The 13,831-nt window shown below is 63.8% G+C and carries 15 protein-coding genes; 1 reads left to right on the forward strand and 14 read right to left on the reverse strand.

Features of this window, described 5'->3' with window-relative positions:
- Positions 1 to 99: 99 nt before the first annotated feature.
- From hpaA to HWW83_RS12300, 9 genes are all read right to left on the reverse strand, one after another.
- Positions 100 to 996 carry a 4-hydroxyphenylacetate catabolism regulatory protein HpaA gene (gene hpaA, locus HWW83_RS12260; protein ID WP_004933161.1) on the reverse strand — a complete coding sequence of 299 codons (897 nt, stop codon included), beginning with the start codon at positions 994 to 996 and terminating at the stop codon, positions 100 to 102.
- 34 nt (positions 997 to 1,030) lie between these two features.
- Complete coding sequence (gene hpaX, locus HWW83_RS12265; RefSeq protein ID WP_021505400.1) at positions 1,031 to 2,401, reverse strand: 4-hydroxyphenylacetate permease; 1,371 nt, start codon at positions 2,399 to 2,401, stop codon at positions 1,031 to 1,033.
- A gap of 3 nt (positions 2,402 to 2,404) precedes the next feature.
- Entirely contained in the window at positions 2,405 to 3,199 is a 795-nt protein-coding gene (gene hpaI, locus HWW83_RS12270) for a 4-hydroxy-2-oxoheptanedioate aldolase (RefSeq protein ID WP_033641769.1), read from the reverse strand.
- Between the two features lie 76 nt (positions 3,200 to 3,275).
- Positions 3,276 to 4,079, reverse strand: coding sequence for a 2-oxo-hept-4-ene-1,7-dioate hydratase (gene hpaH, locus HWW83_RS12275; protein WP_033641768.1), 804 nt, complete (start codon positions 4,077 to 4,079; stop codon positions 3,276 to 3,278).
- Positions 4,080 to 4,093: 14 nt separating this feature from the next.
- The gene (locus HWW83_RS12280; protein ID WP_004933172.1) at positions 4,094 to 4,480 is read right to left on the reverse strand and encodes a 5-carboxymethyl-2-hydroxymuconate Delta-isomerase; all 387 of its coding nucleotides are present in this window, start codon (positions 4,478 to 4,480) and stop codon (positions 4,094 to 4,096) included.
- A gap of 50 nt (positions 4,481 to 4,530) precedes the next feature.
- Positions 4,531 to 5,604: a 3,4-dihydroxyphenylacetate 2,3-dioxygenase gene (gene hpaD, locus HWW83_RS12285; protein ID WP_087762955.1), complete on the reverse strand. Its 1,074-nt coding sequence runs from the start codon at positions 5,602 to 5,604 to the stop codon at positions 4,531 to 4,533.
- 37 nt (positions 5,605 to 5,641) lie between these two features.
- Entirely contained in the window at positions 5,642 to 7,096 is a 1,455-nt protein-coding gene (gene hpaE, locus HWW83_RS12290) for a 5-carboxymethyl-2-hydroxymuconate semialdehyde dehydrogenase (protein WP_033636981.1), read from the reverse strand.
- Entirely contained in the window at positions 7,093 to 7,857 is a 765-nt protein-coding gene (locus tag HWW83_RS12295) for a fumarylacetoacetate hydrolase family protein (RefSeq protein WP_033641766.1), read from the reverse strand. The genes hpaE and HWW83_RS12295 overlap by 4 nt, the downstream gene beginning before the upstream one ends.
- Positions 7,854 to 8,486, reverse strand: a complete 633-nt coding sequence (locus tag HWW83_RS12300; RefSeq protein ID WP_047572761.1) for a fumarylacetoacetate hydrolase family protein — start codon at positions 8,484 to 8,486, stop codon at positions 7,854 to 7,856. Before HWW83_RS12300 ends, HWW83_RS12295 begins: the two co-directional genes overlap by 4 nt.
- Before the next feature lie 328 nt (positions 8,487 to 8,814).
- Between HWW83_RS12300 and hpaR the strand changes: the two genes are divergently transcribed.
- Positions 8,815 to 9,267 (forward strand): homoprotocatechuate degradation operon regulator HpaR, encoded by a 453-nt coding sequence (gene hpaR, locus HWW83_RS12305; RefSeq protein ID WP_004933183.1) that lies wholly within the window; start codon positions 8,815 to 8,817, stop codon positions 9,265 to 9,267.
- A 56-nt stretch (positions 9,268 to 9,323) separates the two neighbouring features.
- On the opposite strand, the gene HWW83_RS12310 is transcribed toward hpaR, so the two are convergent.
- Genes HWW83_RS12310 through HWW83_RS12330 form a run of 5 tightly spaced genes read right to left on the reverse strand, consistent with a single transcriptional unit; the run spans position 9,324 to position 13,761 of the window.
- Entirely contained in the window at positions 9,324 to 10,115 is a 792-nt protein-coding gene (locus HWW83_RS12310) for an SDR family oxidoreductase (RefSeq protein ID WP_176589327.1), read from the reverse strand.
- 4 nt (positions 10,116 to 10,119) lie between these two features.
- Positions 10,120 to 10,917, reverse strand: coding sequence for a molybdenum cofactor biosynthesis F family protein (locus HWW83_RS12315; protein WP_089186820.1), 798 nt, complete (start codon positions 10,915 to 10,917; stop codon positions 10,120 to 10,122).
- A 10-nt stretch (positions 10,918 to 10,927) separates the two neighbouring features.
- On the reverse strand, positions 10,928 to 11,710 hold the full coding sequence (locus HWW83_RS12320) for an SDR family NAD(P)-dependent oxidoreductase (RefSeq protein WP_176589328.1): 783 nt from the start codon (positions 11,708 to 11,710) through the stop codon (positions 10,928 to 10,930).
- On the reverse strand, positions 11,703 to 12,293 hold the full coding sequence (locus HWW83_RS12325; protein WP_099785655.1) for a DUF3156 family protein: 591 nt from the start codon (positions 12,291 to 12,293) through the stop codon (positions 11,703 to 11,705). Before HWW83_RS12325 ends, HWW83_RS12320 begins: the two co-directional genes overlap by 8 nt.
- Entirely contained in the window at positions 12,268 to 13,761 is a 1,494-nt protein-coding gene (locus tag HWW83_RS12330) for an APC family permease (RefSeq protein WP_176589329.1), read from the reverse strand. The genes HWW83_RS12325 and HWW83_RS12330 overlap by 26 nt, the downstream gene beginning before the upstream one ends.
- Between the last annotated feature and the right edge of the window lie 70 nt (positions 13,762 to 13,831).

Consider the following 13,831-nt stretch of genomic DNA (forward strand, 5'->3'; position numbering starts at 1 on the left):
ATTGAAGCTGCCAAAGCCGGTTTCGAGAAGAGACTTTTGCGGCAATCGCCGGTACTTTTCAGGTCAGTTTGCCGCTTTCGCGGCAAACTGTGATCGCGGTTACGAAAGGGCGTGTTGCGCCGCGCGGTAGGTTGAAGGGGAACAGCCTTCCAGCCGATTGAAAAAACGGGCGAAATAGGCCGGATCCTTGAAGCCGAGGCTGTAGGCGGTTTCATGCACCGTGCAGGCGCTGAACAGCAGCATGCGCTTGGCCTCGCGCAGCAATCGATCGAAGATCAGCCGCTTGGGCGGCCGGTTGGCGAAGCGCCGACACAGGTCGTTGAGCCGCGATTCGGTCACGCCCAACGCCTGCGCATACTCCGGCACCGGCAGATGCTCGCGGAAACGCTCGTCCACCATCTTGTTGAAGCGTTGAAACAGCTGCAGTTCGCCGCGCACGCCGCTGTTGGCGCTGTCTTCCAGCGCGGTGTTGCGCAGCAGCAACGTGAACACCGCCTGCGCCAACAGCGCCAGCGTCTGTTCGCGCCCGGCCAGGTTCTGCGCGAACTCGCGGCGGATCAGCGCCCAATAATGGCTGAGCGCCGTCAGCTCCTGCGGCGCATCGGCCAGCGACAGGCAGATGCCCGGCATGTCCAGCGCCAGATTGCTGCCGGGATACAGGCGCTCCAGCAGCGGCCAAATCAGCTCCTGACGCACCGTCAGCACATGGCCGTCGCTGTCCGGTTCGGTGAAGAACGCATGCGGCACCGACGGCGGCGTGAGGATGAACAGCGGCGCCTGCACCGAATAGTGCTGATCGTCGAGCTGCAGCTCTATCTTGCCGGTCTCCAGAAAATGCACCTGGAAGAAGCAGTCGTGCCAGTGCACCTGCATGTCGCGGCCGAAGAACGCCGCCAGCCCGGCGAAGGTTTCGTAGTGCACCTCGTCGGCGGCGTAGCGCGCGTCATACTCTTTGCAAATATCGATGTTGGCGATAAAACCGGTACTTTTCCGCACCTCATTACCTCCTGCAATCCTGCCTATCTGCGTATCAAGGCGTCGCTCTCGGGCGCGAATCCTTCATCGGGATGCGCCACACCAGCACGGCGCCGACGATCAACAGCGCCGAGACGAAATACAGCCCGGAGTTGAAGCTGCCGGTCATGTCCTTGAACCAGCCGATCAACAGCGGGCTGAGCGCCGATCCGATATTGCCGGTGGCGTTGATCACGGCGATCCCCACCGCCCGCGCTTCCAGGCTGATCGACTGATCCGGCGTGGTCCAGAAGATCGCCATGGCGGTAAAGGAACCGACCGACGCCATCACGATCCCCAGCAGTTGGATCAGGCTGTGATCGGTGGCGGAAGCCAATAGCCAGCCGGCGGCGGCGAACAGATACGGCAGCGCGGTGTGATGCTTACGCTCCTGCAGCCTGTCGGATCGTTTGCTCCACCACACCATGCCGGCGATGGTGCAGATCTGCGGGATCGCCGCCAGAATGCCGATCGTCACGTTGCTGCTGCCCTGGTTGAAGCTCTGCAGGATCTGCGGCGTCCAGATGTTGATCGCGCTCAGGGTGTTGGTCAGACAGAAATAGGCCAGCGTGTACATCAGCACGATCGGCGTGAAGATCTCGCGCCACAGGCTGCGCTGCTGCAGCGCGCGGTGGCTGCTCGGCCCGTTGGGTTGCACCAGCTGTAGCTTGTCGGCCTCCATCATCGCCTTCAGGCTGGCTTTTTCCTCGTCGGTCAGCCACTTGGCCTTGGCCGGGGTGTCGTCGAGGTAGAACCACACCACCACGCCCAGCAGCACCGACGGGATCCCTTCCAGCAGGAACAGCCACTGCCAGCCCTTCAGGTTCATCACCCCGTCCAGCGCCAGAATATAGCCGGAGACCAGCGAACCGATCGCCATGGTCACCGGCATGGCGATCATGAACAAGGCGTTGGCCCGGGCGCGGTAAAACGCCGGGAACCAGTAGGTGAGGTACACCAGAATGCCCGGCAGGAAGCCGGCCTCGGTGATGCCGACGATCATGCGCAGCACATACAGGCTGGTCGGCCCGGTGGCGAACATCGTGCAGGTGGAAGCGATGCCCCACAGCACCATGATGGTGGCGATCCAGCGCCGCGCGCCGACCCGGCTCAGCATCATGTTGCTCGGAATGCCGAAGATCACGTAGGTGGCGTAGAACAGCGTCGCCGCCAGCCCGAACATGGTCGAGCTGAGGCCGAGATCCTTGCCCATCGTCAGCCCGGCGAAGCCGATGTTGATGCGGTCGAGGAAAGAGAAAACAAACAACACGAACAGGAAAATAATCAGGCGCCGAAACAACTTTTTAATCACCGATTGCTCGGCGGCGGTTAACGCTTTATGTTGCTGCGCCGGGTTGGCCGGCGGCAGCGAATCGACGTGGTTCATGGTTCAGTAGACTCCCGATGAAGGCGCTTGCGCCCCGCCCTGTTTGAACTCGTTCGCCAGGGCTTCCGCCGCCCGCGCCAGCAGGGTGGTATCCACCCCTACCGCGACGAACAGCGCGCCGGCTTCCAGATAGCGCTGCGCCAGCGCCTTGTTGGCCATCAAAATGCCCGGCGCCTTGCCGGCAGCGCGGATGCGCGCAATGGCGTCATCGATGGTGCGCTGCACCTCCGGATGCTGCGGATTACCGGCGAAGCCCATGTCGGCGCTGAGATCCGCCGGGCCGATAAACACGCCGTCCACCCCTTCCACCTGCAGGATCGCCTCCAGGTTTTTCACCGCCTCGCGGGTTTCAATCTGCACCAGCACGCACATCTGCTCGTCGGCCTGCTGCAGGTAATCGGGCACTCGGTTCCAGCGCGAGGCGCGCGCCAGGGCGCTGCCGACGCCGCGCACGCCATGCGGCGGATAGCGCGTGGCGCGCACCGCGTCGCGCGCCTGTTCGGCGTTTTGAATCATCGGGATCAACAAGGTTTGCGCGCCGACGTCCAGCAGTTGCTTGATGATCACCGCGTCGTTCCACGGCGGCCGCACCACCGGCTGGCTCGGGTAAGGGGCGACCGCCTGCAGCTGCCCCAGCACCGTCTGCACGTTGTTGGGCGCATGTTCGCCGTCGATCAGCAGCCAGTCGAAACCGGCGCCGGCCAACAGTTCGGCGCTGTAGCTGCTGCACAGCCCGAGCCACAGCCCGATCTGCGGGCGTTTTTCCTGCAGCGCTCGCTTGAAGTGGTTGGTTAACATCGCATTCTCCCTGACAAGCGGGCGCGGCGCGTGGCCCCCGCCCGGTTATTGCGGCTCGGTTCGCCGAGCCTGCTTATTAGACGAAGCGGCAACTGATACAGCCCATCGGGCCGTAATCGACGTGGAAAGTATCGCCGCGCCGCGCCGGCACCGGCCGGGTGAAAGAACCGCCGAGGATCACCTGCCCCGCTTCCAGCTCCACCTCATACGGCGCCAGCTTGTTGGCCAGCCAGGCCACGCCGTTGGCCGGATGATTGAGCACCGCCGCCGCCACGCCGGACTCTTCAATCACGCCGTTGCGGTACAGCAGCGCAGAGATCCAACGCAGATCCAGCGCATCCGGCTTGATCGGCCGCCCACCCATCACCACCCCGGCGTTGGCGGCGTTGTCGGAGATGGTGTCGAACACCTTGCGCGGCCGCTGCGTCTCGGGATCGACGTTGTGGCTGCGCGCGTCGATGATCTCCAGCGCCGGAATGACGTAGTCGGTGGCGTTGTAAACGTCGAACAGCGTGCAGTTCGGCCCGCGCAGCGGCTTGGCCAGCACGAACGCCAGCTCCACCTCCACCCGCGGCACGATGAAGCGATCGATCGGAATATCGCTGCCGTCGTTGAAGAACATGTCGTCCAGCAGTGCGCCGTAGTCCGGTTCGGTGATCTGCGAGCTGACCTGCATGGCGCGCGACGTCAGGCCGATCTTGTGGCCTTTGAGCGCACGCCCCTCGGCGATCTTCAGCGCCACCCACTGCCGCTGAATGGCGTAGGCGTCTTCGATGGTGATCTCGGGATGATCGAGCGACAGCGCGCGGATCTGCTCACGACTCTTTTCCGCCTGATGCAGGCGCTGCACGGCGCGGTTAACCTGCTCTTTATCCAGCATTTACGACCCCTTATTCACGCTTTATTGAACAGCGCGTGGACATTGTTCTGTTTGTAATTCAGCACCGGATCCAGCTCTTCCATGGTGAAAGAGAGCGCCAGGTAACGCTGCGCCATCAGCGCGGCAAAGTGTTCCTTGATCAGCGCAAACAGCATCTCGCCCACCTGCTGCCGGCTTTCCAGACTGCGGCCGTGGCCGATTTTCAACGTCATGTGCACGAAGGCGTAATCCTGCTTGCCGTCGGCCATCTGCCAGGTATCGAGCCAGATGGCCCGGCTGCGCACGCCGGCCAGCGGGAAGATGCCGGTCGCCGCCAGCGCCTCGTTGACCTTGGCGAACAGGGTGGGCAAATCCGCCTCGCGGCGGATGTTGTCGGTACATTCAGCGTAAAAATGGGGCATAGCGTTCTCCAGACGGCGCATAGGCGCGGGCACGGCCCGCGCAGCGGCATTTACAGCGTATTGCCAAGTTTGAAACCTTTTTCCGTATCGCCCTCGCGGGTATAGGAAAAACCGTCTGCGCCGATGGTGACGGCCATTTCGCTGGGCGCACTGCGCTCGATGACCGGCTGCGGCTGCCCATCGAGATCCAGCACCAGCGATCCTTCGGTATACCAGCTCGGCACCACCGGATTGCCCCACCAGTCGCGGCGCTGGTTGTCATGCACGTCCCAGGTCACGGTCGGGTTGTCCGGATCGCCGGTGTAGTAATCCTGCGTGTAGATTTCCACGCGGTGGCCATCGGGATCGCGCAGGTAGAGATAGAACGCGTTGGAGACGCCGTGGCGGCCGGGGCCGCGTTCGATCAAATCGGATTTGCGCAGCGCGCCGAGCTTGTCGCAGATGGCCAAAATGTTGTGCTTTTCATGGGTGGCGAAGGCGATGTGGTGCATGCGCGGCCCGGCGCCGCCGGTCATCGCGGTATCGTGTACCGTGGCCTTGCGGCGCATCCAGGCGGCGTAAACCACGCCGTCTTCATCGCGGATGTCTTCCGTCACGCGGAAGCCCAGCCCCTGGATGTATTCCACGGCGCGCGGCACGTCAGGGGTGATTTGGTTAAAGTGGTCGAGGCGCACCAGCGCGCCCGGCGTATACAGATCGTAGCGCCAGGCCAGGCGCTCGACGTGCTGCACGTCGTAGAAAAACTCATACGGGAAACCGAGCGGATCTTCTACCCGCACCGCATCGCCGATGCCTTTGGCGAACCCGTTCACCCGACGCTCGGTACGGCAGCCAAGCGCCTTGAAATACGCTTCGGCGCGATCGACGTCTTCCGGCGTGCGCACGCGGAAAGCAAACGCCGCCACGGCGGCGACCGGGCCTTCGCGCAGCACCAGGTTATGGTGAATGAACTCCTCCATCGAACGCAGGTAGAGGGTTTTGTCATCTTCGGCGGTCACGACCAGGCCGAGGATATCGACGTAAAATTCGCGTGCGGCTTTAAGGTTCGTGACCTGAATTTCCATGTAGGCACAGCGCACGACGTCGGGAGCAGGGACAGCATCAGTGGTCAGTTTTGTCGTCATTGTTCTCATCTCTTTCGTTATTATTGTGGCCTGAGGCTCAAACGCCCCATTTCGGGATCGGGTGGTCGCCCATGGAAATGCACACGTTCTTCATCTCGGCGAACACTTCGAAGCTGTATTCGCCGCCTTCGCGGCCGGTGCCGGAGGCTTTCACGCCGCCGAACGGCTGGCGCAGATCGCGTACGTTTTGGGTGTTGACGAAAACCATGCCGGCTTCGATACCGCGGGCCAGGCGCAGAACCTTGCTCACATCCTGCGTCCAGATGTACGACGCCAGGCCGTACTCCACGTCGTTGGCCATGCGCAGGCCGTCTTCTTCCGACTTGAACGGCAGCAGGCAGGCCACCGGCCCGAAAATCTCCTCCTGCGCCACGCGCATCCGGTTGTCGACATCCGCCAGCACCGTCGGGCGCAGGAAGTTGCCGTGGCTCAAACCGGCCGGTTTGTCCGGGCCGCCGGCCAGCAGGGTTGCCCCTTCTTCCACCCCGAGGCGGATATAGCCGGAGACTTTTTCCCAGTGCTGCGGACTGATCAGCGCCCCCACCTGGGTGTTGGGATCTTGCGGATCGCCCACGCGCAGACGGTTGGCGCGCTCGGCGAAGCGTTTGACGAATTCCGGGTAGATGCTCTCCTGAATGAAGATGCGTGAACCGGCGGTGCAGCGTTCGCCGTTGATCGAGAAGATGGTGAACAGCGCGGCGTCGAGCGCCCGCTCGATGTCGGCGTCTTCAAAGATCAGCACCGGCGACTTGCCGCCGAGCTCCATGGAGAATTTCTTCAGCCCGGCGCTTTCGATGATGCGTCGGCCGGTGGCGGTGCCGCCGGTGAAGGAGACCGCGCGCACATCTTTATGGCGCACCAATGCGTCGCCGGCGGTGGCGCCGTAGCCCTGCACCACGTTCAGCACCCCGGCCGGAATGCCGGCTTCCAGCGCCAGCTCGCCCAGGCGATCGGCGGTCAGCGGCGACAGTTCGGACATTTTCAGCACCGCCGTGTTGCCCAGCGCCAGGCAAGGCGCGGTTTTCCAGGTGGCGGTCATGAACGGCACGTTCCACGGCGACACCAGCGCGCATACCCCCACCGGCTGCACCAGCGTGTAGTTGAGCATCTTGTCGTCCACCGGGTAGGTCTTGCCGTTCATCTGCTGGCACACCTCGGCGAAGAACTCGAAGTTGTGCGAAGCGCGCGGGATCAGCACGTTTTTGGTCTGGTGGATCGGCAGGCCGGTGTCGGCGGTTTCCAGTTCGGCGATCTGCGGCACGTTCTGGTCAATCAGCTCCCCCAGACGACGCATCAGGCGCGCGCGCTCTTTCATCGGCGTGTTGGCCCATTTGGGGAACGCCTCTTTCGCTGCCGCCACCGCCTGGTCGATCTCCAACTGACCGCCGGAAGCCACCTCCGCCAGCACCTCGCCGTTCGCCGGGTTGGTGGTGGTGAAGTACTCTTTGCTGGCGACGTTCTTGCCGTTGATCCAGTGGTTGATGGTTTTCATCGCAGGCTCTCCTCGTAATCTTTTTCACTGATAATGTGGTTAACCAGACGGCCGATGCCCTCGATCTCCACCACCACTTCGTCGCCCGGCTGCACGTCGGCCAGCCCTTTCGGCGTGCCGGTGGCGATCATGTCGCCCGGCTGCAGCGTCATGAATTCGCTCAGGTAGGCGATCAGGAACGGAATGTCGAAAATCATGTCGGCGGTGCTGCCGCGCTGGCGCAGCTCGCCGTTGACATAGGTGCCGAGCGCCAGCCGGTGCGGATCGGCGACGTCGTCGCGATCGACGATATACGGCCCGATCGGCGTCAGGGTGTCGCGGCTCTTCACCCGCAGATTTGGCCGGTAGTAGTTCTCCAGGTAATCGCGGATGGCGTAGTCGTTACACAGGGTGTAACCCGCCACGTACTCCATGGCGTGCTCACGGCTGACGTTGCGCGCGGTCTTGCCGATCACCGCCACCAGCTCGGCTTCGTAATGCATGTACTCCACGCCGGCCGGGCGTACCGACACCTGACGGTGCCCGGTCAGGGTGTTCGGCGCCTTGAGGAACACCAGCGGTTCTTCCGGCGCCTTGAATTCCAGCTCGCTGGCGTGGTCGGCATAGTTCAGCCCCAAGGCGAACACCGTGCCCTGCGCCGGCGGCAGCCATTCCACTTCGCGCTCCTGCAGCACCTCGCCGTTCGGCAGCGTGACGCGCAACTGGTCATCCACCTGCACGTTGAAGACCTGGCCATGATGGCGAATACGAGCATGTTTCATGATGCGGCTCCTGCCTGGGTGACGCGGTTGGTCAGAGTGGGCAGGCCGGCGGCGCGCACCGTCACCTCATCCCCCGGTTTGATCTCCACCCGCTGGTGCGGGGTGCCGATCAGCACCGCATCGCCCGGCTGCAGGGTGATGAAATCGCTGATGGCGGCGATCAGCTCCGGCACCGAGCGCACCAGATCGGCGGTGGACCAACGATCCTGCTCCACGCCGTTGATCTCGGTGACGATCTCCAGCCGATCGGCGTTCTCCAACTGCCCCATCTCCCCCAGCGGGCAGAAGCCGTCGCGGCATTTGGCCTTGATCGCCGGGCGATAGAAGCTGCTCTCCGGCAGGCTGACGTCGTTGGCCAGCGCGTAACCGGCCAGATAACGGCTCACCTGCGCCGCCGGCACCTTGCGCGCGGTGTCGCCGATGATCACCGCCAGCGTGCCGCCGCTCTGCACGGTTTCACCGGCCGGAAACGGGATCGCCCCGCCGTTGGCGAGGTGGGTATTGCGCGGTTTGATAAACCACACCGGGGTTTTGGGTGGGGTTTGATACGGCGGCTGGTGAAACGCCTGATCCCAGGCGTCCAGTTGGCTGCGGTGGTTCAGCGCAACGGAAAATACGGTGCCTTTCATGCGAACTCCTCCAATGGCAAAAACATGACAACCGGCATTCATTAATATATTAATGATTACTTTTATACGCTGTGCAGCTTTTACGCAACGCGCTTGGAGTGATTTGTGATCGTGATAACAAAATATTCACAAACAACGAACATTAGCGTGATTATTCAGCGTATTAATCATTTTTCTCGCCATTTTTTCGCTGCGCCGCGCATTTTTGCTTTATCCCTACAGGTAACTTTGGCTACTATTAAGTTATTAACAAAACCGGGCCTGGCGGGGTAACAGCCCTGCGGTAAGCACCGTGACAACGAACACCTTGATAGCTAAGGCCAAACTTATGCATGAATCGTTAACCATCGCCCTGCTGCAGGCGCGTGAAACCGCCATGGGGTTCTTTCGCCCGATCCTGAAAAGCCACAACCTGACCGAGCAGCAGTGGCGCATCATCCGCGTGCTGGCCAACAGCCGCTCGATCGAATTCCACGAACTGGCGGCGGAAACCTGCATCCTGCGCCCCAGCCTGACCGGCATTCTGTCGCGCATGGAGCGTGATAAGTTGATCTTCCGCCTCAAGCCGGTTAACGATCAGCGCAAGCTGTACGTGTCGCTGACCCAGCAAGGCCAGGATCTGTATGAAGTGGCGCGCCACCAGGTGGAACAGGGCTACGCCGAGATTGAAGCCGCTTTCTCGCGGCAGAAAATGGACCAGCTGATGACGCTGCTGGACGAGCTGATCACCTTGGGCGACAGCCTGCCCGCCAACGTCACCGCGCATCCCGCCAAGCAGTGATTTAACCCACCGGAATTCTCAAATTAATTGGCGTTGCAGCCAACAACGCTGCAGCGTCAAGTCAGCAGAGAATTCGTTTCCGGCAACAGCGCGCCGCCGTCCACCACCAGCGTCTGGCCGGTGATGTAGGCCGCCGCCGGCGAGGCGAGAAACACCATCGCCGCGGCGATGTCTTCCGGTTCCCCCAGCCGCCCGAGCGGCACCGAGGCTGCGATCGCCTGATTCACCTGCGCGTCGCCCAGGTTGGCCATCGCCGGCGTGCGGATCATCCCCGGCTCCACGCCGTTGACGCGAATGTTCTCCGCCGCCAACTCCAGCGCCGCCGCGCGAATGAATCCGTTCACCCCGGCCTTGGAGGCGGCGTAGTGCGCCAGCCCCGGGTAGGCTACCCGTGGGCCGGTCACCGACGAGGTCACCAGAATGCAGCCCCCGCCCTGGCGACGCATCCACGGCAGCGCCGCCTGCGCCAGAAAGAACGGCGCCATCAGATTGACGCTCAGCGTGCGTTGCAACAGGGCCGCGTCGATGGCGGTAAACGGCGTCAGCGGAAAATAGGCGGCGTTGTGGATCACCACGTCCAACCGTTGACGGCGCTCGCCCACCGCCACCACCCCCTCGGCGATCTGCCCCGGCTCGGCCAGATCGCAGGCCAGCGCCTGTACGCTCAGCCCTTCGTCCCGCAGCGTTTGCGCCGCCGCCTGCGCCTGCGGCAGCTGCACGTCCGCGATCGTCACCTCGGCGCCCAGCCGGGCAAAGGCGCTGACGATCGCCAGCCCAATGCCCTGAGCGCCGCCGGTCACCAGCACCACCTGCCCCGCGAAGGCGTCGGCCGCATAGGTTGCGCTCATCGGCCTATCCTCGCGGGTGGCGCGTGGTGTTCAGCACCTGCGCATGGGCGCCGACCGCAAAGTTGCTCAGCGCGCTGAAATCGCTGCCCTGATAACCGAGGATCTTGCCGTCGGTGCGCATGCCCTGCAGATCGATCATCACCACGCCCAGCGTCGGGATGATCTTCTCGCGCCAGACGAACAGATAAAGCTGCTCCGCCACCTTCACGTAGTGGCAGCGATCGACGTCCGCCAGCCCTTTCTCCACCCCGTCCAGACACTGCCAGGCGTAGAAGTTATCGTTCAGGTAGATGTGCTCGTACCGTTCGGTCGGGCTGTAGGTGTACATGTTGCGCATGCCGATCAGCTCATCGGTAAAGCCCGGTGGCGCCACGTCGGCGTCATCCAGCGTGCCGAAGCGGAATTCGGCCTCGACCGCGGTCAGCGGCAGCCCCTGCTCCACCCGGCTGAAGGCGTCGAGCCGCGCCTGCGCTTCGTCCGGCAGCTGGCCGTATACCGCAGTGAAGTTGCCCTGATTGCGGTCGCATACCAGCGTAATGCTGGCGTTGGCGCGGGCAGGATCGAGAAAATCGATGAACAGCACGCCGGGGCGAATGCTGGTGGCGCGATAGGAGACGCCGCGCCGTTCGCCCCACTCCAGCGTCTGCTCGTCGGTAAACCGGCAGCGCTGCGTCGCGCCGTCGCTGAAACGCAGCGTCAGCGTGGTGCCCGCCAGGCCGTGCTGGCGTTCCAGCGTATTGCTGTGCGGCGCAAAGCCTTCCGCCAGCGCGCCAACCTGAATGAATACCGCTTCTGAACTCATGGAATGCTCCTTATAGGGAAGTGAAAGCCAGGGTCGGCACATCGACAATGGTGGAGCCGCCGTCGGCCACCAGCGCCGCGCCGGTAATGATTGAAGCTTCGCTGGAGCAGAGGAAACGGCAGACGCGGGCGATCTCCTCGGCGCTGGCCGGCCGGCGCAGCGGCACGTCGCGGCAGACCATCTGGTAAGCCTGCTCCAGCGAAATCTGATGGGCGTCCATCAACAGCTGCATCTCTTCGTCCGCCATCGGCGTGGTCACCCAGCCCGGGCACACCGCGTTGGCGCGCACGCCCAGCGGGCCATAGTCGCGGGCGATGGAGCGCATCAGGCCGATCAGCGCGTGCTTGGCGGTGACGTAGCCGCAGACCTCCGACCCGGCGGCCAGCGAGGCGATAGAGGCCACGAACAGCAGGTTGCCGCCGCTCTTGATCAGCTCCGGCAGGCAGGCGCGCGCGCTGGCGAAAGCGCTGTTGAGGTTGCTGTCCATCGCCCCTTGCCACTGCGCGTCGCTCATCTCGGTAATGCGCTTGAAGCCCATGCCGCCGGCGCTGCCGATCAGGCAGTCGATGCGCCCGGCGTCGCGCAGAATGGCCGGCAGCAGCGTGTGGGCCCAGCTCTCGCCGCTGGCGGCGTCGCCCACCAGCGCCTGCGCGCCGATCTCTTGCGCCAGCGCCGCCAGCGGTTCCGGGCGGCGGCCGATGATGAACACCCGATCGCCCTGCGCCGCCAGCAAACGGGCGCAGGCGGCGCCAACACCGGTGCCGCCGCCGGTAATCACAACCACTCTATTCATGATTCAGCTTCTCCATCAGTTGGCCGATCATCAGCAGGCTGCTCAACAGCAACCGCCGCTGTTCGGCATCCAGCCGCAGATAGCGGCGGCCGGCCGGCACGCGGCTGACCACCTCCGAGGCGGCGAAATGCTCGATATCCGCCTGCCAGCGCCCGTCGTTCACCGTCAGCCGCACGCGGCGAAAATCCAGCTGCGCCAGCGTCTCGCCGATCTGCGGGTAGCGCAGCAGGCCGTCCAACAGCCGCTGCGCGGCCGCATGGCGCTGGCGCAGCAGATAGCGCACTCCGCGCCGCCGCAGCCAGCCGCCGGTCACCACGTCCAGCGTCAGCGGAGGCTGCGCTGTGCACGTGCCCTGCAACCGAAAGCGGTGGCTGACGATATGCGCCAGAAACAGCCCCTGCACCTGTTCGCTGACCTCGATCTGCGGCCCCTGCGGCAGCGTCAGCCGCAGCAGGCCCGGCGCCAGGCGTTCGCATGTATAGGGCTCCAGGTTGCGCGCCAGACGATCCAGCGCGGCGCCCGGCCGATAGCCCGACGGCGCTCGCCGCCAGGCGCGATTAAGTGAGGGAAGTAAGCCGATCAAACTGCGCCTCCTCGTTTTCGCCCTTGGCGAACGCGTTCTCCAGCACCTGCTCGACCGGCACCGGCTTAAACGGATTCACTTTCTGCACGCACAGCGTCCAGAACAGCGCATAGGCAGCGGTCAGGCCGATCATCCAGCCGAAGGGAATGTAGACGTCGCGCGGATTCATCCCCGGCGGCGTGATGTAAACGATGGCCAGCACGATGCCGACGCTGGAGATGACCTGCGGCAGCGGGAACCACGGCGATTTATAGGCGCGCGGCAGATCGGGGCGGCGCAGGCGCAGCAGCACCACCGAGCAGGTCACCAGCAGGTAGGCCACGCCCCAGGCGCACACCGCCGCCAGCACCAGCGGAATGATCTTGTCGAGGTTGCCCTGAATGGCGAAGGCATGCACGCAGGGGATCAGGACCGCCACCAGAATGCCGACCACCGGCGTCTTAAAGCGCGGGTGCAGATAGGCGAACATACGCGGCAGCGCGCCGTCCAGCGCCATGCCGTACAGAATGCGCGGCACCGCCGCCATCAGCGTGTTGATGGTCGCGGCACCCGCCAGCAGCAGGCCGACGCCCAGCCAATATTTGCCGAACTGGCCCATCACCTGGCTGGCGAACGCCGGGATGGCCATCGGCGTTTCCAGCAGGCGTGTGCCGCTGGCGGCGTCGATCACCACGTTTTCCACCTGGTGGCTGAGCGCCGCGCCATACAGCGCCATGCACACCGCCACGCCGCACAGCCCCAGCGCCATCGCGCGCGGGATCACCCGATCGCAGCGTTTGATCTCCGGCGCCATCGGCGTCACCAGCTCACAGCCGACGAACATGAACATCGCCATGCCGATCAGGCTGAACACCGCGAAGGGATCGTTCAGGCTCAGCGTGCTGCCGAACCAGCCCTCGAGCGGCACCGCATGCGGCGACAGCAGCCCGACGATGCCGAAAATCACCAGCGTGCTCCACATGGCGAAGGTCAGCACGATCTCCGCCTTGCCGAAGGCCTCGATGCCGAACGCGTTGAGCAGGCCGAACACGATTACCAGCCCGACGCCGACCATCCAGGAGGCGTTGTGGCTTTCCATCAGGGTGTTGAGGTGCTCGAAGTTCACCAGCGCCATGATGCCGGAGAGAATGGTCTCGGCGGTGCCGGCGAAGATGTGCACGATCAGGTAGGCCGACAGCGCGCCGGTGATGGCGAAAAAGCGCCCCATGCCGCAGGAGATGTAGTCGTAAACCGAACCGGAGGTTGGCAGCAGCGCCGCCGCTTCGGAGAAGGTGGTGAGCTGCGCCTGCATCATGATGAAGGCGATCAGCATCGCCAGCGCGAAGGTGTCGCCGCCGATGCCGAAGCCGCTGGTGACCGTCAGGATCACCGGGCTGGCCATGATCACCCCTACCGAACTGGCCAGGGTGGTGGGAAAGCCGACCTTGCCTCGAGCCAGGTGGGCGTGCAACCGCGACGACAGGTTCATGGTTATTTCCTCTTATAGTTTTGGCCTGATGCATGCAGGTGCTTGCAGGTTTTTCACCGCCAGCGGCGGT

The sequence above is a fragment of the Serratia ureilytica genome, assembly GCF_013375155.1.
GTDB classification, from domain to species: Bacteria; Pseudomonadota; Gammaproteobacteria; order Enterobacterales; family Enterobacteriaceae; genus Serratia; species Serratia ureilytica.